Genomic DNA, 21,369 nt, shown 5'->3' on the forward strand with positions numbered 1-21,369 from the left:
GGGCTCGTCGATCAGCTGCCGGACGCCGCGCGGTCGATGAACAGGCTGCCTTTGACGACGATCCGTTCGCCGGGCCTCAGGTTGCTGGTGACCTCGACGAGTTTGCCATTGATGAGGCCGATCTTGATCTGGCGGAGCTCGACCGACTTGTCGTCACGCGCGACCCAGATGCGGACCTGGTCGCCTTCATAGATCAGCGCCTGCTTCGGCACCGCGGGCGCGGCGCGGTCGCCGGTCGAATAGATCGTGACGTTGGCGAACATTTCCGGCTTGAGCAGGCCGTCCTTGTTGTCGATGGTTGCTCGCACCAGCAGGCGGCGGGTGTTGGGATCGATCGCAGCGGCGACATAGTTGATCTTGGCGGCCAGCGGATGGCCCGGCAGCGCCATCACGTTGACGGCGATATCCTGCCCGACACTGACGGAGGCGGCGTCGCTCTCACGCACGAAAGCGGTGAGCCAGACCGTGGAGAGATCGCCGATCACGAAGACCGGATCGCTGGCGCCGGTGTTGACATATTGCCCGGGGCCGATCTTGCGTTGCACGACCGTGCCCGAGATCGGCGCATAGATCGTGATTTCCGGATTGATGGTGCTCTTCGTCTGGAACGCCTTGATCGTCTCGTCGGTAAAACCGAGGATGCGCAGTTTGTTGTTAGCGGCTTCCAGCGCCGTCACCGAGGAACGCATGTCGTTCTGCGCCTGGACCTGGGTCGCTTCCGCCTGCTGGAAATCCTTGAGCGGAATGGCGCGGCCTTCGTAGAGATCCTTGGCGCGCCGGTACTGGATGTCGGCAAGTTCGAGCGCCGACTTCGCCTTGTTCTGCGACGTCATCGCCGCGATGAAATCATTCTGGGCCTGCACGGTATCGGCGGCTTCGATTGTGAACAGCGGTTGACCCTGGGTCACGCTCTCGCCCGGCTTGGCGAGCAGCTTGGTCACCCGGCCCGCATAGGGCGAGAACACCGGCGTCGAACGGTCCTCGTCGACGGCGACCTTGCCTTCGGTGACATACTCGGCGCGGAAGGTCTTGGCATTGACCGGCTCGATCGTCAGCGTCGCCCATTCTGATGGCGTCGGCGTGAAATTCTGGGCGTTCTTGCGCGACTGGCTTGAGACCTCGGAGTTCTTCTTCTCCTTGGTGCCGGCAAACATGAAGCCGTAGGCGCCGGCCCCGGCGAGCGCCAGCAAGACTACGGATGTGATCACCCGCCGTTTCGTAAGCGCCTGCGATCGCTTGGTGTTTTCAACTACCATGGAGCCCGGTCGTGTCTGCGACGATCTCGGCAGACGACTGCCTCATCGGTCGCGCTAATAGTGCCGATTTGGGATTTCAAACAACCTAAAAAACGCCGCGCACCCTTCGGTTTGCGTTAAAATTTTGCGGCATGTCAGCTTCACGTCAGCTTTGCGCCGGCCATTGCGGCGAATGACTGCCGAGCGGCATCGCCGGACGGCTCCATTGCGCCGGTGTTCTCGACAGCACAGCCGAATGGCGCACCGCCTTCAACGTTCCGAAGCCAGATGACATCGTTTCCATGAACGCAGCATGTACGGCCTCGCCCGTAAGATCCGGGGTGTTCAGGCCATCCGCAAGCCGGCCGAGATTCCAAAGCCAGCGTCCGGTCTGCGCCAGCGACACGCGCACGTGCCAGCTACCGCCTTCGCGAGCCTGACGCGCCTTCGCCATCATCGCGCCGAACGCCATGAGATAGCCGGTGGCGTGGTCGAGAATCTGTGCCGGCAATTCCTTGGGACCATCGACGCCGACAGCCTTCCCTTCCGCGTCGTTGAAGCCGGTCGTGGTCTGCACCAGCGAATCGAAGCCGCGACGCTCGGCCCAGGGACCGCCATGGCCGTAAGCCGACAGCGTGACATAGACGATGCCGGGATTGATCTCCGCGGCGTGCTCCGGCGAGAAGCCGAGGGCCGCGAGCGCGCGCGGGCGATAGCCCTGCGAGAAGATGTCTGCATCTTTCAACAGCGCGCGCATCTGCGCCTTGCCTGCCTCGCTCTTCAGCTCGATGAAGGTTGTGAGCTTGCCGCGGCCTGTGTCGATGGTGAGCCAGGGAATGGCCGGCAGTGTCGGCCCCGAAACGAGCAGCACATCGGCGCCGTGCGCCGCGAGCGTGCGGCCGGCGACGGGACCGGCAATGACGCGGGAGAGATCGAGCACGCGCAGACCTGCGAGCGGCCGATCGCCTTTCGGCCATGATTTTTTAGGCCATGGCTTCGGCGGGGCATCGCCGATCCTGTCGATCGAGATCAGCGGGAGCTCCGCGAGCGCACACGCCTGCGGCAGCGCGGACCATTCGTCGTAGGAGCGCATCAACGCAACGACGCCGCCTGCGGCATAGGCTGCCGTTTCGAAATCCGCGCCCTTCCATTGCATCAGAGCGGCCTGCACCTTGTCGCGCTCGGGCACGCAGCCAAGCACCTTGCAGACAGCGTCGCGGTGATGCGGGAAATTGGTGTGGCAGCGGACGAAGCGGTCGTCGCCGGTCTTGTAGACGCCGGCGATGGCGTCCCAGGCCGGCGGCGGCGGCTTGTCGTCGAGACGCAGATAACGCTCGGAGCGGCATTCGACGACGGCATGGCGCATGTCGACGCTCACGCCCTGCGCCTCGCCGCCGCGCAGCCGCCAGATCTCGGCGGCGGCAAGAGCTGCCGCGGCGATTGTCGTTTGCCCAGCGACGGCGACACGGAACGAGGACGGGATCTGCGGCTCCTCGCCGGTCAGGTGCACACGCTCGAGCGCGGCCTTATCGCCGCCGGCGGAGGTCCAGATATCGCTGAGAACGCCGATAGGGCTTTGCATCGTAGCCTCTCTCCCCTAGGTTTTCTTGCGACCATCCCATGAGCACGGAAAGGATTGCAATGGCCGCCATCGATCCCCTCACCGCAGGCGCCGTGTTCGTCGCAACGGCGGCAACCGACGCAGTCTACGTGATGTTTACGTCGGCCGTGGTCGCACGCAAGCGCGTACCGGCCGCGAGCTGGAGTGCGATCTGGTACCTGCTCTCCTCCTACGCCGTGATCAGCTACACCGAAAACGCTTTCTATGTCGCATTCGCGGCCATCGGCTCCTGGGTCGGCGCCTATGCATCGCTGACCTTCCTGCATCGCCCACCCGGCGGCCCGCCTGTGGGGGCCTCGCCGGAATAGAGGGGGAGGACTTTCTCCGCCTCCGCGGCTACACTCCGTACGACCAACAAAAAGGAAAACCCAAACAATGGATCTCGGTCTCAAAGGCAAGAACGCCATCGTGCTCGGCGGCACCCGCGGCATCGGGCGGGCAATCGCAGCAACGCTGGCCGGTGAAGGCAGCAATGTCGCGGTGTGCGCGCGTAACGCGGAGCAAGTTGCGGCCACCGTTGCTGAACTCAAGGCGAGCGGCATCCGCGCCACCGGCGGCACGGTCGACGTCACCGACGGCGCTGCTCTGAAGGCGTGGGTCGAGGGCACTGCGAAGGAATTAGGAGGAGTAGACCTGGTTTTCGCCAACGCCGGCGCGATGGCGCAAGGCCATGATCCGGCATCGTGGGAACAGAACTTCCGGCTCGACGTGCTCGGGGCCGTGCATGCGTTCGACGCGGCGCGGCCCTTCCTCGAGGCCAGCGGCGAAAAGAACGGCGATGCCGCCTTCATCATCATCTCCTCGATCGCGGCGGCACAGGCCGATCTCGCCAGTTCCTACGGCCCGATCAAGGCGGCGCTGATCCACATGGCCAAGGGCCTGGCGCGGCAATATGCGAAGAAGAAGATCCGCGTGAATGTCGTGTCGCCCGGCACCGTCTATTTCAAGGGCGGCGTCTGGAACATGATCGAGCAGAATATGCCTGAGCGCTACAACGACGCGATGAAGCGCAATCCGACGGGACGCATGGCAACGCCACAGGAGATCGCGAACGCCGCGGTGTTTCTGGCGAGCCCGGCATCGTCGTTCACGACCGGCGCCAATCTCGTCGTGGATGGTGCGATCTCGAACCGGGTGAATTTCTAGCGCGTGCTCCTGCCTGTTCCGTCATCCTGAAGTGCGAGGTTTGCGATGCGCATGCATCGCAAGCCGAGCCTCGAAGGATGAGCAGCCAAGCTGGCAGTCGGGCCGTCGCCTTCGAGGGCCGCTGAAGGAGCGGCCACGTCAGGGTGACGGGGAGAGACTTGGCGCGCATGGATCAAGCCTCAATGGAAATCCCGCGACGGCGGCAGTATGCGGACGTTGCGGGGATGGCGAATTTTTTGCGCCGGCATATCCGCGTGGTCGCGACGATCGTCATTGAGCGGCTCGACGACCGTGGCGCCTGCCGGCACCGGAGGCTTGCGGCTCAGAACATCATTGGCAAGGCCAACCAGATCGTGCGAACGGTCGATCATGCGCTGCGCGATCAGATGCGTCACCTTCTCGGGGCTGCTCTGGATATAGCCTTGAACCTCGATGAGGCGCGCGCCCATCACCTCTTTCCGATACTGCTCCATGACCTTGGGCCACACCACGACATTGGCAATGCCGGTCTCGTCTTCCAGCGTCATGAACACGACGCCGCTGGCGCTGCCCGGCCGCTGCCGCACCAGCACCACGCCGGCGCAGCGGACGCGGCGCCGTTCGTTCTCGTGGCTGATCTCCTTGCAGGCGACGATCCGCTCGCGCGAAAACATCTCGCGCAGGAATTCCATCGGATGGCCTTTGAGTGACAGACGGATGGTCTGGTAGTCGGCGACGACCTGTTCGGGACGCGGCATCATTGGCAACGGCTGCGCGTGTTCGTCCGGTTGCTCGCGGGCGGTGGCTGCTTCAAACAGCGGCAGCGCGACGTCGTCGGGCAGCCGCCGCACCTGCCACAGCGCCTCGCGGCGATCCAGCCCGAGCGAGCGGAAGGCATCCGCATCCGCCAGCAGGATCAGCGCGCGCTTGGGCAGGCCGGTGTCGCGGGCGAAGTCTTCGAGCGAGGTGAAGGGGCGGCGGTCGCGAGCGGCGATGATACGGTCGGCCCAGTCTTCTTTTTTGTCATTCCGGGGCGACGCGCCAGCGTCGAGCCCGGAATCCATAACCACCATCGGGAGTATGGATTCCGGGCTCGCGCCTGTCGGCGCGCCCCGGAATGACGACTGAATTTGCTTCAGCCTCTCTTCATCCTCATCGAGCCAATGAAAACCGTCGATCTGACGGAAGCCCAGGCGAACGGCACAATATCTGCCGTCCGTGTTCTCCAGCGTGTTCTGCGCGAAGCTGTAGGACACGTCGATTTCGCGCACCTCGACGCCGTTCTTGCGGGCATCGCCGACGATCTGCGCCGGGGCGTAAAAACCCATCGGCTGGGAGTTCAACAGGCCACAGCAGAAGGCGTCGGGGTGATGATATTTCAGCCATGACGAGATGTAGACGAGCTGGGCAAAACTCGCAGCATGGCTCTCCGGAAAACCATAGGAGCCAAAGCCCTTGATCTGGTCAAAGCAGCTTCTGGCGAAGTTGGCATCATAGCCGCGCGCGACCATGTTGCCGATCAGCTTCTCCTCGTATTGGCCGATGGTGCCGACATTGCGGAAAGTCGCCATCGAACGGCGCAGGCCGTTGGCTTCCTCGGGGGTGAATTTTGCCGCCTCGATCGCGATGCGCATTGCCTGTTCCTGAAACAGGGGCACGCCCTTGGTCTTGTGCAGCACCTTGTAGAGCTCGTCCGCGGGACCGTGCTCGGGCGATGGCGAGGGATAGGTCACCTTCTCCAGATTGTTCCGCCGCCTCAAGTAAGGATGCACCATGTCGCCCTGGATCGGCCCCGGCCGCACGATCGCGACTTCGATGACGAGATCGTAGAAGGTCCGCGGCTTCAGGCGCGGCAGCATGTTCATCTGGGCGCGGCTCTCGACCTGGAAGACCCCGAGCGACTCGCCGGCACACAACATATCGTAAACCCTGGGATCATCCTGCGGGACGGTCGCCAGAACCCAACGCTCGCCCTTGTGATGGTCGATCAGATCGAAACATTTCCTGATGCAGGTCAGCATGCCCAGCGCGAGCACGTCGACCTTCATCATGCTGAGCGCGTCGACGTCGTCCTTGTCCCATTCGATGAAGGTGCGGTCGTCCATCGCGGCGTTGCCGATCGGCACATAGGTGTCGAGCCGATCCTGCGTCAGCACATAGCCGCCGACATGCTGGGAGAGATGGCGCGGGAATTCGATCAGCTCGGTCGCAAGCTCGACCGCAAGGTTGATCATGGGATTCTGGGGATCGAGCCCGGCCTGCCGGACCTGCATGTCGTTGAGACCCTTGCCCCAACTACCCCAGACGGTATCGGCGAGCGCCGCGGTGACGTCCTCGGTCAGGCCGAGCGCCTTGCCGACATCGCGGATGGCGCTGCGCGGACGATAATGGATAACCGTGGCGATGATCGCAGCCCTGTGGCGGCCGTAGCGACGATAGACATATTGCATCACCTCTTCGCGCCGCGAATGCTCGAAATCGACATCGATGTCGGGCGGCTCCAGCCGCTCCTTGGAGATGAAGCGCTCGAACAGCAGATCGACCTTGGTCGGGTCGACCGAGGTGATGCCGAGCACGTAGCACACGGCCGAATTCGCCGCCGATCCCCGTCCCTGGCACAAAATGTTCTGGCTGCGGGCGTAGTGGACGATGTCGTGCACAGTGAGAAAGTAGTGTGCGTATTTCAGCTCTGATATCAGCGCGAGCTCCTTCTTCAGCGTGGCGCGCAGCTTGTCATCGATGTCACCGCCGAAATATTTGTCGACGCCGGCCCAGGTCAGGTCCTCCAGATGCCCCTGCGCGCTCTTGCCCGGCGGAACCGGCTCGTCAGGATACTGGTACTTGAGTTGATCGAGCGAGAAGCCGATCCCGCCCGCAAAGCGCATGGTCTCTGTGATCGCATCAGGGAAATCCCGGAACAGCCGCGCCATTTCGCGGGGCGTCTTCAGAAAGCGCTCGGCATTGGCTTCCAGCTTGCGTCCGATCGCCTCGATCGTGGTCTTTTCGCGAATGCAGGTCAGCACGTCCTGCAAAGGACGGCGGCCGGGGTGGTGATAGAGCACCTCGTTGGTCGCGAGCAGCGGCACTCTTGCTGTTGCGGCGAGATCGTCGAGCCGTGCCAGGCGGCGGCGGTCATCGCCACGATAGATCAGGCTTGCTGCCAGCCACACGCCCTCGGCGCGGCTTGCTTTGAGCTTTCCAAGAATATCCAACGCTTGCGCGTCATCGAACCGGTGCGGCAGCGTCAGGACCAGGAGCTGGCCTTCCACGAACTCCAGCAGATCGGCAAAGCCGAGATGGCATTCGCCCTTCTCGATCCGCGTGATGTCGTCGCCGCGCTTGCCCCGGGTCAGAAGCTGGCACAGCCGGCCATAGGCGGTGCGATCGCGCGGATAGACGAAAATGTCGGGCGTGCCGTCGATGAAGACGATGCGCGCGCCGATCAGCAGCTTTGGCTTGTGCAGCACCTTGTCATTGTCGAGCTCCTTCCAGGCCCGCACCACGCCGGCGAGCGTGTTGCGATCGGCGATGCCGATCACGGGAATGCCGAGCTTGCTGGCCTGATGCACATAGGCGCGCGGATCCGAGCCGCCGCGCAAAAAGGAGAAATTCGTGGTGATGCCGATCTCGGCATAAGCAGGCGCGTTCATGCGAAGAGACCGTGGACATACCAGTTGGGTGGCGCGGGCTTGCCGTCGGCATCGAACACCTCTCCCTCGTAAAGACCGTCCCGAAAGATCCAGAAGCGCAGGCCTTCGGCATCCTCGATGCGGAAATAATCCCGCGTCAGCTGCTTGCCGTCCTGCCGCCACCATTCCATGGCGATGCGCTCGGGCCCTTCTACCCGCACCACCGCATGTTTCGCGCGGCGCCAGGTGAATTGATGCGGCGGCCCGTCAGGCACGGTCGCGAACGGCACGGTGACCGGCTCCGGCTTATCGAACAGCCTGAGGGGACGCAGCGGCGGTTCACCTTCGGCACGAGCAGGCCACTGGGCCTCCATGGCGACGGCGAGATGATGCTGCGCCGGCGCGGCCAGCACCGCCTGCTCGGGGACATGGGTATCCTCAGGTAGATGCACGACGACGCGCTTTCCTCCGATCCGTGCGGCAATGCGGTCGATCAGTGCGGCGAGTTCGTCATTGTCGTGAACATGGGCGTCGAGATCGCGCTGCTCCTGCACCACGACCTCGGTTCGGCTCGCCGACAAGCGCACCATGTCGAAGCCGAAACCGGGATCGAGCGGATCGGCGAGCGCATCGAGCCGCTCGCGGAACAGCCGGTCGATCACGGCGCTCCGCGTCACCGGACGTCCAGTCTCGACCATGATCGCGCGCACCACGCCGTCGGTGCGGAAGAACGCGGCCTCCAGCCGGCGCGCGCCCTTGCCCTGCTTCTCCATGGAGGCGATCAACGTATCAGCCAGTCGCGACAGCGTCATCGCGATCATGGTGTCGGTCGCGATCGGCTCGGCAAAGCGCTTCTCCACGATGTAATCGGGCAGCGGCTTGCGCGGGCTGATCGGCGCATCGCCCTGTCCCAGCGCATGCGCGAGCAGCGTGGAGAACCGCGCGCCGAACCGCGCCGTGATTTCGGAGGCGCTGCGCGATGCGACATCGCCGATGGTCTTCAGGCCGGCGCGGCGCAGGCCGGTGGTGATGGTCTCGTCCGCACCGAGCGCGGACACCGGAAACCGGTCGATCGCCGCCGCCTCGCCGCCATCGGCGACGATGCTGCCCGTGGCCTGTCGCGTCAGCGTGCGCGCGCAGACCGAAGTGCCGGCAATCGCCGCGCTGACGGCAAAGCCCTGACGGTCGAGCGCGCGGACCAGTGTCTGCAACAGTGCAGCCTCGCCGCCGAACAAATGCGCGCAGCCGGTGATGTCCAGGAACAATCCATGCGGCGCATCGAACGCCACCAGCGGGGTGAAGCGATCGCACCAATCGGCGATATCGCTCAGCGTTTTCGCGTCGGCCACGACATCGGCGTCGAACACTTTTAAATCCGGACACACCGCCCGCGCATTGGCGAGCGGCTGGCCGATGTAAAGTCCGAGCCGCTCGGCGGCCTCGTCCAACGCATGGATCACCAGCGCGTTGTTGTTCTTGATGACGACGATGCTGGGATCATTGGCCTTACCCAGCCCGGCGCTGTTGAAGAACCGCTGGATCCGGTCGATGGGCAGGCGCGGCAGCCACAGGCTGAGAATACGTCGACGGTTCACTGAACTGGCACTCATCACACTTCCATTCCATGATCCACCGGCCACACGGGCCGTGACGATTACGCAGCAGCTCGACATCGAAGCGCGGCGCGCCCCAGGCACTCCAGGCTGGCCCCGGCGGCGAATGCGCCGCGCGCAGCATCCACCGCGTCTCCGCGGTCGAGGGCAAAGGTTGCGCCGCCATCCGCAGCAACAGACCGGTGACGCCGGAACCCTGCGCGGCCAGCGTCAGCTTGCGGCTCGCCACCAGATCGAACTGCCTGGTCTCGCCCCAGAGCTCGAGCACGACGGCACCCAGCGCATCGCAGGCGAGCGCATCGGCCGAGGTGCGCAGTGCACTCTCCACGTCGGCGGCACGCACCATTACGATACGGCGCGGATCGAGGCCGAGCTCGGCGAGCCCGCTCATCGACAGCGCGCCGGTTTCAAGTCCCGAGAAATCCTGCCGCACCCACAGCAGCGGCCGCTGCGCCGTGACGCGGCCCGCAAGCCCGGTGACAAAACCGGTCGCGGCCGCGCCCTGGCGCCCTTCGCAAAACACCTCGTGGATTGCCGCACGCGCGAGCCCACCTTTCAAGGCGCGATCGACTTCGCCGTGACCGAGCACGACACGGTCCTGATGATGCACGACCTCCGCCGTCTCGATCCGTTCGATCTGGCTGCGCAAGGTCGCAAGCGCGCTTCTGCGTGCGCCGCTCATGCTCGCCGCTCCTTCAGAGGTGATTGCCGATGACTCTCAAAAAGAGAACCAGCGGCTGGCTCATTTGTTCATGATATGTTCTAATATAAAGCTAACGATGCTCCGGGAGTCAACCGAATTGGCGTCCTGTCGGATTCATCAGCGAAATCAAAGGGATTCAATAATGGACGTGCACCGCAAGCTGGAGATTCTCGCAGATGCCGCCAAGTACGACGCCTCCTGCGCTTCCAGCGGCACCGAGAAGCGGGATTCCAGCGACGGCAAGGGCATGGGCTCGACCGCGCCCGGCATGGGCATCTGCCATTCCTACGCGCCGGACGGACGCTGCATTTCGCTGCTCAAGGTGCTGCTGACCAACGCCTGCAATTACGATTGCCTCTATTGCGTCAACCGCGCCTCCTCCAACGTGCCGCGCGCCCGCTTCACCATCGACGAGGTGGTCAAGCTCACGCTCGACTTCTACCGGCGCAACTACATCGAGGGACTGTTCCTCTCCTCCGGCATCATCCGCAGCCCCGACTACACCATGGAGCAAGTGGTGAGCGTCGCGCGAAAGCTGCGCGAGGAGCATCACTTCCGCGGCTACATCCATCTCAAGACCATTCCGGAAGCCGATGACGCGCTGATCACCGAAGCCGGCAAATATGCCGATCGTCTCTCCATCAACATCGAAATGCCCGAGGCGGCGAGCCTTCGGCAATTCGCGCCGGAAAAGGACGTGCGTGCGATCCGTCGCACCATGGGCCGGCTGCGTCTGAAGCTCGACGAGGCCGAGGAAGACCGCGTAGCGAAGACGACGAAAGTAAAGCCGCCACGTTTCGCGCCGGCTGGCCAAAGCACGCAGATGATCGTTGGCGCCGACAGCGCGAACGATCACACCATTCTCCATACAAGCGCCAATCTCTACGGTTCCTACCGGCTGCGGCGCGTCTATTACTCCGCCTTCAGCCCGATCCCGGATGCCAGCCGCGCGTTGCCTCTGGTCCAGCCGCCACTGCTGCGCGAGCACCGGCTCTACCAGGCCGACTGGCTGATGCGCTTCTACGGCTTCGATGTCGGCGAAATCGTCGACGACAGCGCGATGCTGCCGCTCGACATCGACCCGAAGCTGGCCTGGGCCCTGCGCCATCGCGACCGTTTCCCGCTCGACGTCAACCGCGCCAGCCGCGAGGAGCTGTTGCGCGTGCCGGGCTTCGGCACCAAGGCGGTCGAGCGCATCATCGCGACGCGGCGCACCACCACGATCCGCCTCTCCGATCTCGCGCGGCTGCACGTGCCCCGCAACAAGGCGCTGCCGTTCATCGTCCTCAGCGATCATCGTCCCGCGCCGCATCGTCTCGATGCTGCCGGGCTGATCGAACGGTTCAAGCCGAAGGCAACGCAACTGGGGTTTGGCTTCTGATGCAATATATCACCCTCGACAGCGAAACCGATTTCGACGGCTGGCGCAAAGCCGCGCGCAGCCTCGTGCTTCATCACGTGCAGCCCGCCGATGTCACCTGGGTCGTGCAAGGAGGCGACGCCGAATTGTTTGCACCGCCTTCGCCGTCTCCGATCCTCGAGACGAACGACGGCACGTTCAACGTGCCGGCCAAATTCATCGACCTCGCGAAAGCGGCAATCCTGCATCGCGACGGCGAGCGTTTTGCGATCCTCTATCGCCTGCTCTGGCGGCTGAGGGACAACCACGATCTCATCGAGGTCACGACCGATCGCGAGGTCGCGCTGGTCACGGCGATGGCGCGCGCGGTCCATCGCGACGAGCACAAGATGCATGCCTTCGTGCGCTTTCGCGAGATCGGCCGCGAACGCGCGGCGCATTACGTCGCCTGGTTCGAGCCGGAACATCACATCGTCGAGCTCGCAGCCCCATTCTTCGCCAAGCGCTTTGCCGACATGCCGTGGTCGATCCTGACGCCCGATCTCTGCGCGCATTGGGACGGTCACGCGCTCTCGTTCATACCGGGCGTGAGCAAGAGCGAGGCACCGAGCGAAGACCGGCTGGAGGAGACATGGCGGCGCTACTACGCCAGCATCTTCAATCCGGCGCGGCTCAAGGTGAAGGCGATGCAGACGGAGATGCCGAAGAAATACTGGAGGAACCTGCCCGAAGCCTCGATCATTAAGCCCCTGATCGAGGACGCCGAGCGCATGACCGGTGCTATGATCGCCAATGCCGCAACCGATCCGCACAAGCCCCAGAAGCGGCCGGAGGCTCCGATGAAACGCAAGTCCGCTGCCGACGATCTCGAAACGCTTCGCGAGGAGGCCGCCCATTGCCGCGCCTGCCCGCTCTACAAGGACGCGACGCAGACCGTGTTCGGTGAGGGACCGAAGGACGCCACCATCATGCTGGTCGGCGAGCAGCCCGGCGACAAGGAGGACCTTGACGGTCACCCCTTCGTCGGCCCGGCCGGCCAGATGCTCGACCGAGCGCTCGCGGAAGCCGGCGTCGATCGCAAGAAGGTCTATGTCACCAACGCGGTGAAGCACTTCAAATTCGTGCCGCGCGGCAAGATCCGTTTGCATCAGAAATCGGCAACGCCGGAGATCAAGGCGTGCCGGCAATGGTATGAGCGTGAAGTGTCGGCAATCCAGCCCGAGCTGATCGTGGCGATGGGCGCGACCGCCGCACAGAGTGTATTCGGCAAGATCACGCCCATCGGCAAGACCCGCGGTCGGCTCATAGACCTCCCTGAAGGACGCAGAGCTCTCGTGACGGTGCATCCGTCCTACCTGCTGCGACTGCCCGATCCGGAAGCCAAGGTGCTCGAGTATCAGCGCTTTGTCGAAGACCTGAAGATCGCCGCGGCGTTGCAGAAGAAAGCACCGCGCGCCGCCTGAGACGGCACCGATGCACGACGACGAGTCGTGGAGAACGCACGTCATTTCAACTGCCTCCCGCCATTTCAACCGCCTGTCACATGCCGCGCGCAAAATCGGGGCCTTGGGACAGGAGAATTCCAATGAGTGACGTTGCTTTGCCGGGCTCCATCGAGCCGGCCTTGAGTAAGGGACCGGACCTCAATCGCGGATTCCATCCGCTCACCGGCGTGATCTACATGGGGGTGATCGCCGCTGCGCTGCTGTTCGTCGCCTACAGCATCTGGGTCGACGTGGATGCCACCGGCGCGCAGGTCAAGACCTTGGCTCCCTTCCTCCTGCTCTTCGTCGCACTCCTGATCGCACTCGGCTTCGAGTTCGTGAACGGCTTCCACGACACCGCCAACGCGGTCGCGACCGTGATCTACACCCGCTCGCTGCCCGCCCACGTCGCCGTGGTGTGGTCCGGCATGTTCAATCTGTTCGGCGTGCTCCTGTCCTCGGGCGCGGTCGCGTTCGGCATCGTCTCGCTGCTGCCGGTCGAGCTGATCCTCCAGGTCGGCTCCAGCGCCGGCTTCGCCATGGTGTTCGCACTGCTGATCGCCGCCATCATCTGGAACGTCGGCACCTGGTACTTTGGCCTGCCTGCCTCGAGCTCGCACACCCTGATCGGCTCGATCATGGGCGTCGGTATCATGAACGCGGTCCTGCATGGCCGCAGCGGCACCTCGGGCGTCGACTGGAGCCAGGCCACCAACATCGGCAAGGCGCTGCTGTTGTCGCCGCTGTTCGGTTTCGCGCTCGCCGCCGGCCTGCTGCTGATCCTCCGCACCGTGCTGCTGCGTGCCACGCCCGCTCTGTTCGGCGAGCCGAAGGGCGACCAGCCGCCGCCGTTGTGGATCCGCGGCATCCTGATCCTCACCTGCACGCTGGTGAGCTTCTTCCACGGCTCCAATGACGGTCAGAAGGGCATGGGCCTGATCATGCTGATCCTGATCGGCACCGTGCCGACCGCCTACGCGCTCAACCGCGCGCTGCCCGAGAGCCAGATAGCCGCGTTCAGCCAGAACTCGGAGGCTGCCAGCAAGATCATCGAGGGCAAGGCCGCCGGCTACAGCGTGATCGGCAATCCGCGCCCGGCCGTCACCAACTATGTCGCTCAGCACGAGGTCAACGAAGGCACGTTCCCGTCGCTCGCCGTGCTCGTGCGCGACATCTCCAAGCAGGTGACCACCTACGGCTCGCTCGCCAAGGTGCCGGCCGAACTCGTCGGCAACACCCGCAACGACATGTACCTGGTCTCGGAAGCGCTCCGCTTCCTGGTGAAGGACAAGGAAGCCGAGTTCGGTGCCGCCGACGTCACTGTGCTCAACGCCTACAAGGGCTCGCTCGACAGCGCCACGAAGTTCATCCCTGGCTGGGTGAAGATCGCGGTTGCCATCGCGCTTGGCCTCGGCACCATGGTCGGCTGGAAGCGCATCGTCGTCACCGTCGGCGAGAAGATCGGCAAGACCCACTTGACCTACGCGCAAGGAGCCTGCGCCGAGATCACCGCGGCCGCCACCATCGCCGCCGCCGATGTCTACGGCCTGCCGGTCTCGACCACCCACGTGCTGTCATCAGGCATCGCCGGCGCCATGGCCGCCAACGGCTCGGGCCTGCAATGGGCCACGATCCGCAACATCGCCATGGCCTGGGTGCTGACCCTGCCGGCCGCGATGCTGATCTCGGGTGTGCTCTATTATCTGTTCTCGCACATCTTCTGATCCGCGAGACGACACACCAAAAAAGAAGGCCCGTGCGATGCACGGGCCTTTTTTTCGTTTGCGCTTTCACCTTGGCATGTCACGACGCTGCGAGCTGTTCCTCGACCAGTTTGACCCAGTAGGACGTGCCGAACACGATCGCCTCGTCGTTGAAATTGTAGGCGGGGTGATGCAGGCCTGCGCTATCGCCATTGCCGCAGAAGATGAACGCGCCGGGACGCGCTTCCAGCATGTAGGCAAAATCCTCGCCGCCCATCAGCGGCGACATCTCGTGCACATTGGCATCGCCCGCGACCTGTTTGGCGATGCGCATCGCCACTTCGGTCTCCGCGGCGTGGTTGTTCACGACTGGATAGTTGCGCTTGTAGTGCAGATCGATCTTGGCGCCGGTGATCTGCGCCACGCCCGCCACCACTTCGTGCACCCGCTTCTCGACCAGCTTGCGTACCTCCGGCGACAGCGTGCGAATGGTTCCACGCAACTCCGCCGTCTGCGGGATGACGTTGCGGGCATTGCCGGCGTGGAATTCGCAGATCGAGATCACGGCCGATTCCAGCGGATCGACGCTGCGCGCGACGATCGACTGCAACGCGGTGATCACCTGGGCGCCGACCAGAACCGAATCGATGCACTTGTGCGGACGCGCGGCGTGGCCGCCGAGCCCCTCGATCTTGATGTCGACCTCGTCGGTTGCCGCCATGATGGGGCCCGGCCGGATCGCGAACGAGCCGATCGGAATGCCGGGACCGTTGTGCATGCCGTAGACTTGGTCGATGCCGAAGCGCTCCATCATGCCGTCCTTGACCATGGCCGCGCCGCCGGCGCCGCCCTCCTCGGCCGGCTGGAAGATCACGATCGCGTCGCCGGCGAAGTTGCGGGTTTCTGCGAGGTAGCGCGCGGCGCCGAGCAGCATCGCGGTATGACCGTCATGGCCGCAGGCGTGCATCTTGCCCGGAGTCTTCGAGGCGTAAGGCAGGTTGGTCTGCTCTTCGACGGGCAGCGCGTCCATGTCGGCGCGCAAGCCGATCGCCTTGAGCCCTTCGCCAGCGGGCTTGTTGCCCTTGATCACGCCGACCACGCCGGTCTGGCCGATGCCGGTAACGACCTCGTCGCAGCCAAACTCGCGCAGCCGGTCCGCAACGAATGCTGCAGTGCGGTGGACGTCATACAGCAGTTCAGGATGCTGGTGGATGTCCCGCCGCCAAGCCTGAATATCGGGTTGAAGGTCGGCGACGCGGTTCACGATGGGCATGGAGGGTCCGAGTTCTGTTGAAAATACAGGACTCTCTACCATGCAAGCGCCAGTCCACCTAACTCCCGCAGATCGAGGGTAGCTCTGTCCTCTGGGCATGGCCGGGCTTGTCGCTAGCTTGTCTTGGCCATCCACGTCTGACTATTAGGGCGGAAAGCGCGTGGATGCCCGGACAAGCTCGGGCCTGACGCCTGTTTGGGTGGAAGCAAAATGCCAAGACGCCTCGAAGGTGAATTTGACTACATCGTGGTAGGCGCCGGCACGGCGGGCTGCATCATTGCCAACCGGCTATCGGCCGAGCCCAAGAACCGAGTCCTCATTCTCGAGGCCGGCGGCGACGACAACTGGATCTGGTTCCATATTCCGGTCGGCTATCTCTTCGCCATTGGCAATCCGCGCTCGGACTGGATGTTCAAGACCGAGGCCGAGCCGGGCCTGAACGGCCGCGCGCTCGCCTATCCCAGAGGCAAGGTGATCGGCGGCTGCTCGGCGATCAACGCCATGATCTCGATGCGCGGCCAGGCCGCCGACTACGATCACTGGCGCCAGCTCGGCATGACCGGCTGGGGCTACGATGATGTGCTGCCGCTGTTCAAAAGGCTCGAGGATCACTTCCTGGGCGCAAGCGAGCATCACGGCGCCGGCGGTGGCTGGCGCATCGAGGCGCCGCGTCTGTCGTGGGACGTTCTCGATGCCGTCGGCGACGCTGCAGAAGAGATGGGCATCAAGCGGATCCCCGACTTCAACACCGGCGACAACGAAGGCACGAGCTACTTCCACGTCAACCAGAAGCGCGGCCGGCGCTGGTCGTCGGCGCGCGGCTTTCTCAAACCCGCGCTGGGCCGTCCCAATCTGCGGCTCGAGAAAAACGTGCTGGTCGACCGTCTGATCGTCGAGCAGGGCCGCGCCGTCGGCGTGCGCTTCATCCAGAACGGCGAGATCGTCGAGGCGCGAGCAAAGCGCGAAGTGATTCTGTCGGCCGGCTCGATCGGCTCGGTGCAAGTGCTGCATCGCTCCGGCATCGGTCCGGCCGATTGGCTGTCGCCACTCGGTATCGACATCGTCATGGACAAGCCCGGCGTCGGGCGCAATTTGCAGGACCATCTCCAGCAACGCGCGATCTACAAGGTCGAGGGCGTGCGCACGCTGAACGAGACCTATTACAATCTGTTCCGGCGCGGCCTGATGGGCCTCGATTACGCCTTCCGCCGCCGCGGCCCGCTGACCATGGCACCGTCGCAACTCGGCATCTTCACGCGTTCTGATGCGACGCGTGCGCGCGCCAACATCCAGTTCCACGTGCAGCCGTTGTCGCTCGACAAGTTCGGCGATCCTCTGCACCACTTCCCGGCGATCACCGTCAGCGCCTGCAATCTCCAGCCGACGTCGCGCGGCACTGTGCGGCTGCGCTCGGCCACGCCCGACGAGAAGCCGATCATCGCGCCGAACTACCTTTCGACCGATGACGACCGCCAGGTCGGCGCCGACGCCATCCGCACCACCCGCCGCCTGATGCAGCAGAAGGCGCTCGCCAAATATCGCCCGAGCGAATATCTGCCCGGCCCCACCGTCGGCGACGACGACGCCTCGCTCGCAAAGGCCGCCGGCGATATCGGCACCACGATCTTCCATCCCGTCGGCACGGCCAAGATGGGCGCGGTGAGCGATCCCATGGCCGTGGTGGACGAGCGCCTGCGTTTCTATGGCCTCAACGGTCTTCGCATCGTCGATGCCTCGATCATGCCGACGATCACATCGGGCAATACCAACACGCCGACCGCGATGATCGCCGAGAAGGGTGCGACCATGATTCTGGAGGATGCGAAGTAGCATCCCGCCGCCATGATGCCTCAGCGCTTTTCCATCGGGCCCGCCGGCGTAGCGATCGCCATGGTGCAATGGGGCGAGAGCGGCAAGCCGCCCGCCCTGCTCGTGCACGGCACCGGCTTCGTTGCCGACGTCTGGGACGAGGTTGCGCGCGAACTCGCATCGACGCACACCGTCTATGCTCTCGATCGCCGCGGCCATGGCGCCAGCCACAAGCCCGCCACCTATCACTTTGCAGACTATGCCGATGATGTCTGCCGGGTGGTCGACGCGCTGGGCCTGCGCGGCGTCTACGGCATCGGCCACAGCGCAGGCGCAACCGATCTGTTGCTGGCGGCAAAGATGCTGCCGAAATGCTTCACGCGCCTCTTCGTGATGGAGCCGACGGCGATGAACCCGCACGCGACGCACGATCCTTCCGCAACACTGAGCGCGCAATCGCTGTCCCGCGTGCAGGGCGCATTGCGCAGGCAAGCGGAGTTCGACAGTCGCGACGCCGTCGTCGAACGCTATCGCGGGGCGCCCGCCTTTGCGGATTGGACCGAGGCTTCACTCTGGGCCTATGTCCGGCACGGCTTTACGCAGCTCGACAATGGCCGCGTGCGGCTCTGCTGTACGCCCGAGACCGAGTCGGCGATGCTGCGTCCGATCTACGAAGTGATGGAGCAGGTCTATGTCGGCGACGCGCGCGGCAATCCCTTTGCCTGGTTCAGTGAGATCGCATGCCCCGTGATGGTGACGACCGCCGAGGCGTCGTGGCCGATCTACAAGGAGATGGCCTCACGCGCCGTGGCGCTGATCCCGCACGCCCAGACGCTCACCTTCGAAGGTGCCGGCCACTGCGTCGTACAGGAAGCCCCATCCTTGGTGGTCCGGGCGGTCCGGGAATTTTCGGCGTAGATCCCCGTCAACCTCCGTTATCCCGCGCCCGGTGTATGTGACCCCGCCTCACGAAAACGTCATCGCCCCCCACGAATAAACCGGCCCCACCCCCGATCACCTCCCCGAAGCCCAATTCCGGGCCAAAGGAGACGCGCGATGAGCGGACACGATCACGGGGACGACGGCGTCAGCCGCCGCAAGGTGCTGGAATGCATGACATGGGCCGGCACCGGCGTGCTCTGGACCATCACGGGCGGCGTGCCGCGCTCGCTCGGCATCATCGATTCAGCTGAAGCCGCCACCGCCGCCGCGCCTGGCATGACCTTCCTCCAGATCAGCGACAGCCATGTCGGCTTCGACAAGCCGGCGAACCCCAATGCACTCGGCACGCTGGAGGAGGCCGTCAACAAGATCAATGCGATGCCGGCCAAGCCGTCGTTCATGATCCACACCGGCGACATTACCCATCTGTCCAAGGCCGCCGAGTTCGACAATGCCGATCGCATCATCTCGCAGTCCAAGCTGGACGTGCACTACGTCCCCGGCGAGCACGACTTCCTCGACGAAGAGGTGAAGTTTTATCGCGAGCGATACGGCCGCGGCACCAAGGGCGCGGGCTGGTACTCCTTCGACGCCGGCGGTGTGCACTTCGTCGGCCTCGTCAACGTCGTCGACCTCAAGGCCGGCGGTCTCGGCAATCTCGGCGCGGAGCAGCTCGCCTGGCTCGAGGACGATCTCCGCAGCAAGTCGAAATCGACGCCGATCGTGCTGTTCGCGCACATTCCGCTCTGGACGGTCTATCCGGAATGGGGCTGGGGCACCGAGGACGGCGGCCGCGCGCTCGAATACGTCAAGGGCTTTGGCTCGGTCACCGTGCTCAACGGCCACATCCACCAGGTGATGCAGAAGGTCGAGGGCAACGTCACCTTCCACACCGCACGCTCGACCGCGTTCCCGCAACCGGCGCCGGGCACAGCCTCCTCGCCCGGACCGATGAAGGTCGAGGACGCCAAGCTCCGCTCGATGCTCGGGGTTGCCAGCATCAACTTCAAGCAGAACGAGCAGCGGCTCGCCATCATCGACACGCCGCTCCAGGGTTGAAGCAAGGTTGAACGGACGCTGACAATGAAGACACTCAATCGCCGCGACTTCGGGGTTGCGGTGGCCGCGGCCATCCTGCTGCCCGTCACCACCGCCCGTGCCGACGACACCAACATGGAGGTGCATATCGACAATTTCGTCTTCCAACCGCCGGAGCTCACGATCAAGGTCGGCACGACCGTGACCTGGACCAACCGGGACGACATCCCGCACACCGTGGTGTCGGCCGGCAAGTTCCGGTCCAAGGCCCTGGACACTGACGACAAGTTCACGTTCACCTTCACCGATGCGGGCGACTACAAATATTTTTGTTCGTTGCACCCGCACATGACCGGGATGATCAAGGTTGAGTAACGTCTCCAACCAAGGCATCTCTGTCTTGCCCGGCCGGTGGTCCCACACCGGCCGGGCTCGCGTGCCTTCGGTCAGGCCCCAAGGCGAAACGGCGTACCAAACGCAGCAAGAGGCAAAGCGAGAGGCGATGCCCGTCAGCGACGATTTCCAGAAGGCGCAGCGCTTCCGCGAGGCGGCCCTGCCCTATCTCGACGACGTCTACACGCTCGCACGTTATTTGCTGCGCGACGCCTCCGACGCGGAGGACGCGGTGCAGGAATGCTATCTGCGCGCGCTGAAGCACTTTGACAGCTATCGCGGCCCGGCCATGAAGCCGTGGCTGTTGGCGATCCTGCGCAATGTCTGCAACGCCGAATATGCCAGGCGCGCGCATTCGCATGCCGCGATCGAGGACACGCCCGGAGCGGTCGACCAGACGCCGATGTGGCAGGAGAACGAGGCGAGCCCGGAGACCGAAGTACTGCGCAACCGCGAAGCCGGGGCCATCCGCAAGATGATCGACGCGCTCGCCGAGCCGTTCAAGGAAACCTTCGTGCTGCGGGAGATCAACAACCTGTCCTATCGTGAAATTGCAGAAGCCGTCGGTGCCCCCGTCGGCACCGTGATGTCCCGCCTTGCCCGAGCCCGCGCCATGCTGCGCGCGGCCTGGATGGCGGAAGAGGAGCACTCGAAATGACCTGCGACGAAGCAAAGATCCTGCTTCACGCGCTGCTCGACAACGAGCTTGATGCCGGCCACGCGCGCGAGGTCGAAGCCCATATCGACAGCTGCCCGGCTTGTGCCACCGAGTTCGCGGCGCAGCGCGAGATGAAGCGCGTGCTGGCCGACAGCAACCTGCGCTACAGCGCGCCCGCAGCCTTGCGCGCTCGCATCGAGGCGTCGATGCCGCAGGCGCGGCCGCAGCCGAGCCGCCGCTCGGTGCTGCGCGGGTTCGCGATGGGCTCGGCCGTCTCGGCGCTCGCCGCCTCCGGCGTCGTCGCCTTGGTGCTGCGCCAGGACGATCAGCAGCGCATCCTCTCGGAGATCGTTTCAGCGCATCTGCGCTCGCTCCAGGCCGGCCATCTCATCGACGTCGTCTCGACCGACCAGCACACGGTGAAGCCCTGGTTCAACGGCAAGCTGGACGTGGCGCCGCCCGTGATCGACCTCACCGCGCAAGGATTCACGCTGGTCGGCGGCCGGCTCGACTATGTCGATGCGCGCGCCATCGGAGCGGTGGTCTACAAGCGCCGGCAGCACATCATCAATCTGTTCGTGGCGCAGACCGCCAGCACCGAGCATCGGCCGCCGAAGACGCAGACCATGCAGGGCTTCAACTGCCGCCGCTGGGGCGAGCGCGGCCTGAACTTCTGGGCCGTCAGCGACATCGGCGGCGACGAGCTCACCGAGTTCGTCGACAAGTTCGAGGCGGCGATGAAGGCGAATGTGGAAGGGTAGCTTTATCTCACACCATGAGTGC

At 64.4% G+C, this 21,369-nt stretch carries 17 protein-coding genes; 11 read left to right on the plus strand and 6 right to left on the minus strand.

The window, feature by feature from the left end; genetic code table 11:
- Window positions 1–11: 11 nt before the first annotated feature.
- Window positions 12–1,256 carry an efflux RND transporter periplasmic adaptor subunit gene (locus QY049_RS08555; protein ID WP_258762451.1) on the minus strand — a complete coding sequence of 415 codons (1,245 nt, stop codon included), beginning with the start codon at window positions 1,254–1,256 and terminating at the stop codon, window positions 12–14.
- Window positions 1,257–1,401: 145 nt separating this feature from the next.
- Window positions 1,402–2,817 (minus strand): CoA transferase, encoded by a 1,416-nt coding sequence (locus QY049_RS08560; RefSeq protein ID WP_258762452.1) that lies wholly within the window; start codon window positions 2,815–2,817, stop codon window positions 1,402–1,404.
- Window positions 2,818–2,876: 59 nt separating this feature from the next.
- Between QY049_RS08560 and QY049_RS08565 the strand changes: the two genes are divergently transcribed.
- Both QY049_RS08565 and QY049_RS08570 read left to right on the plus strand, forming a co-directional pair.
- The gene (locus QY049_RS08565) at window positions 2,877–3,164 is read left to right on the plus strand and encodes a hypothetical protein (RefSeq protein ID WP_092229821.1); all 288 of its coding nucleotides are present in this window, start codon (window positions 2,877–2,879) and stop codon (window positions 3,162–3,164) included.
- A 67-nt stretch (window positions 3,165–3,231) separates the two neighbouring features.
- Window positions 3,232–4,002 (plus strand): SDR family NAD(P)-dependent oxidoreductase, encoded by a 771-nt coding sequence (locus QY049_RS08570; protein WP_301269243.1) that lies wholly within the window; start codon window positions 3,232–3,234, stop codon window positions 4,000–4,002.
- Window positions 4,003–4,181: 179 nt separating this feature from the next.
- Here the strand turns inward: QY049_RS08570 and QY049_RS08575 are convergent, their stop codons facing one another.
- From QY049_RS08575 to QY049_RS08585, 3 genes are read right to left on the minus strand one after another with little or no spacing between them, the layout of a single operon-like run.
- Window positions 4,182–7,631, minus strand: a complete 3,450-nt coding sequence (locus tag QY049_RS08575) for an error-prone DNA polymerase (RefSeq protein ID WP_258762453.1) — start codon at window positions 7,629–7,631, stop codon at window positions 4,182–4,184.
- Window positions 7,628–9,220 carry a DNA polymerase Y family protein gene (locus QY049_RS08580; protein ID WP_258762454.1) on the minus strand — a complete coding sequence of 531 codons (1,593 nt, stop codon included), beginning with the start codon at window positions 9,218–9,220 and terminating at the stop codon, window positions 7,628–7,630. The genes QY049_RS08575 and QY049_RS08580 overlap by 4 nt, the downstream gene beginning before the upstream one ends.
- Window positions 9,117–9,905, minus strand: coding sequence for an ImuA family protein (locus QY049_RS08585; RefSeq protein WP_258762455.1), 789 nt, complete (start codon window positions 9,903–9,905; stop codon window positions 9,117–9,119). Before QY049_RS08585 ends, QY049_RS08580 begins: the two co-directional genes overlap by 104 nt.
- Before the next feature lie 163 nt (window positions 9,906–10,068).
- Here QY049_RS08585 and QY049_RS08590 point away from each other — a divergent pair, with 163 nt between their 5' ends.
- The 3 genes from QY049_RS08590 to QY049_RS08600 all read left to right on the plus strand — a co-directional run bounded on the left by QY049_RS08590 (window position 10,069) and on the right by QY049_RS08600 (window position 14,494).
- A complete protein-coding gene (locus tag QY049_RS08590) occupies window positions 10,069–11,307 on the plus strand; it encodes a putative DNA modification/repair radical SAM protein (protein ID WP_194476852.1) in 1,239 nt (412 codons plus the stop codon).
- A complete protein-coding gene (locus QY049_RS08595) occupies window positions 11,307–12,749 on the plus strand; it encodes a UdgX family uracil-DNA binding protein (RefSeq protein WP_258762456.1) in 1,443 nt (480 codons plus the stop codon). Before QY049_RS08590 ends, QY049_RS08595 begins: the two co-directional genes overlap by 1 nt.
- Window positions 12,750–12,871: 122 nt before the next feature.
- A complete protein-coding gene (locus QY049_RS08600; RefSeq protein ID WP_258762457.1) occupies window positions 12,872–14,494 on the plus strand; it encodes an inorganic phosphate transporter in 1,623 nt (540 codons plus the stop codon).
- Between the two features lie 79 nt (window positions 14,495–14,573).
- On the opposite strand, the gene QY049_RS08605 is transcribed toward QY049_RS08600, so the two are convergent.
- Complete coding sequence (locus QY049_RS08605) at window positions 14,574–15,746, minus strand: M20 aminoacylase family protein (RefSeq protein ID WP_194476855.1); 1,173 nt, start codon at window positions 15,744–15,746, stop codon at window positions 14,574–14,576.
- Between the two features lie 210 nt (window positions 15,747–15,956).
- Between QY049_RS08605 and QY049_RS08610 the strand changes: the two genes are divergently transcribed.
- The 6 genes from QY049_RS08610 to QY049_RS08635 all read left to right on the plus strand — a co-directional run bounded on the left by QY049_RS08610 (window position 15,957) and on the right by QY049_RS08635 (window position 21,347).
- Window positions 15,957–17,576: a GMC family oxidoreductase gene (locus QY049_RS08610; protein WP_258762458.1), complete on the plus strand. Its 1,620-nt coding sequence runs from the start codon at window positions 15,957–15,959 to the stop codon at window positions 17,574–17,576.
- Window positions 17,577–17,588: 12 nt separating this feature from the next.
- Window positions 17,589–18,473, plus strand: a complete 885-nt coding sequence (locus tag QY049_RS08615) for an alpha/beta fold hydrolase (protein WP_258762459.1) — start codon at window positions 17,589–17,591, stop codon at window positions 18,471–18,473.
- A gap of 138 nt (window positions 18,474–18,611) precedes the next feature.
- A complete protein-coding gene (locus QY049_RS08620) occupies window positions 18,612–19,556 on the plus strand; it encodes a metallophosphoesterase (protein ID WP_258762460.1) in 945 nt (314 codons plus the stop codon).
- Window positions 19,557–19,580: 24 nt separating this feature from the next.
- Window positions 19,581–19,910, plus strand: a complete 330-nt coding sequence (locus QY049_RS08625; RefSeq protein WP_194476859.1) for a cupredoxin family copper-binding protein — start codon at window positions 19,581–19,583, stop codon at window positions 19,908–19,910.
- Window positions 19,911–20,037: 127 nt separating this feature from the next.
- Window positions 20,038–20,586, plus strand: coding sequence for a sigma-70 family RNA polymerase sigma factor (locus QY049_RS08630; protein WP_258762461.1), 549 nt, complete (start codon window positions 20,038–20,040; stop codon window positions 20,584–20,586).
- Entirely contained in the window at window positions 20,583–21,347 is a 765-nt protein-coding gene (locus QY049_RS08635; RefSeq protein ID WP_258762462.1) for an anti-sigma factor, read from the plus strand. Before QY049_RS08630 ends, QY049_RS08635 begins: the two co-directional genes overlap by 4 nt.
- The last annotated feature ends 22 nt before the right edge of the window (window positions 21,348–21,369 follow it).

The sequence above is a fragment of the Bradyrhizobium sp. WYCCWR 13022 genome, from assembly GCF_030435535.1.
Taxonomy (GTDB): domain Bacteria; phylum Pseudomonadota; class Alphaproteobacteria; order Rhizobiales; family Xanthobacteraceae; genus Bradyrhizobium.

What these genes read in the sequence shown, in the direction of transcription:
- QY049_RS08555 (WP_258762451.1), bottom strand. Translation starts at nt 1,256, where the DNA reads ATGGTAGTTGAAAACACCAAGCGATCGCAGGCGCTTACGAAACGGCGG.
- QY049_RS08560 (WP_258762452.1), bottom strand. Translation starts at nt 2,817, where the DNA reads ATGCAAAGCCCTATCGGCGTTCTCAGCGATATCTGGACCTCCGCCGGC.
- QY049_RS08565 (WP_092229821.1), top strand. Translation starts at nt 2,877, where the DNA reads ATGGCCGCCATCGATCCCCTCACCGCAGGCGCCGTGTTCGTCGCAACG.
- QY049_RS08570 (WP_301269243.1), top strand. Translation starts at nt 3,232, where the DNA reads ATGGATCTCGGTCTCAAAGGCAAGAACGCCATCGTGCTCGGCGGCACC.
- QY049_RS08575 (WP_258762453.1), bottom strand. Translation starts at nt 7,631, where the DNA reads ATGAACGCGCCTGCTTATGCCGAGATCGGCATCACCACGAATTTCTCC.
- QY049_RS08580 (WP_258762454.1), bottom strand. Translation starts at nt 9,220, where the DNA reads ATGAGTGCCAGTTCAGTGAACCGTCGACGTATTCTCAGCCTGTGGCTG.
- QY049_RS08585 (WP_258762455.1), bottom strand. Translation starts at nt 9,905, where the DNA reads ATGAGCGGCGCACGCAGAAGCGCGCTTGCGACCTTGCGCAGCCAGATC.
- QY049_RS08590 (WP_194476852.1), top strand. Translation starts at nt 10,069, where the DNA reads ATGGACGTGCACCGCAAGCTGGAGATTCTCGCAGATGCCGCCAAGTAC.
- QY049_RS08595 (WP_258762456.1), top strand. Translation starts at nt 11,307, where the DNA reads ATGCAATATATCACCCTCGACAGCGAAACCGATTTCGACGGCTGGCGC.
- QY049_RS08600 (WP_258762457.1), top strand. Translation starts at nt 12,872, where the DNA reads ATGAGTGACGTTGCTTTGCCGGGCTCCATCGAGCCGGCCTTGAGTAAG.
- QY049_RS08605 (WP_194476855.1), bottom strand. Translation starts at nt 15,746, where the DNA reads ATGCCCATCGTGAACCGCGTCGCCGACCTTCAACCCGATATTCAGGCT.
- QY049_RS08610 (WP_258762458.1), top strand. Translation starts at nt 15,957, where the DNA reads ATGCCAAGACGCCTCGAAGGTGAATTTGACTACATCGTGGTAGGCGCC.
- QY049_RS08615 (WP_258762459.1), top strand. Translation starts at nt 17,589, where the DNA reads ATGATGCCTCAGCGCTTTTCCATCGGGCCCGCCGGCGTAGCGATCGCC.
- QY049_RS08620 (WP_258762460.1), top strand. Translation starts at nt 18,612, where the DNA reads ATGAGCGGACACGATCACGGGGACGACGGCGTCAGCCGCCGCAAGGTG.
- QY049_RS08625 (WP_194476859.1), top strand. Translation starts at nt 19,581, where the DNA reads ATGAAGACACTCAATCGCCGCGACTTCGGGGTTGCGGTGGCCGCGGCC.
- QY049_RS08630 (WP_258762461.1), top strand. Translation starts at nt 20,038, where the DNA reads ATGCCCGTCAGCGACGATTTCCAGAAGGCGCAGCGCTTCCGCGAGGCG.
- QY049_RS08635 (WP_258762462.1), top strand. Translation starts at nt 20,583, where the DNA reads ATGACCTGCGACGAAGCAAAGATCCTGCTTCACGCGCTGCTCGACAAC.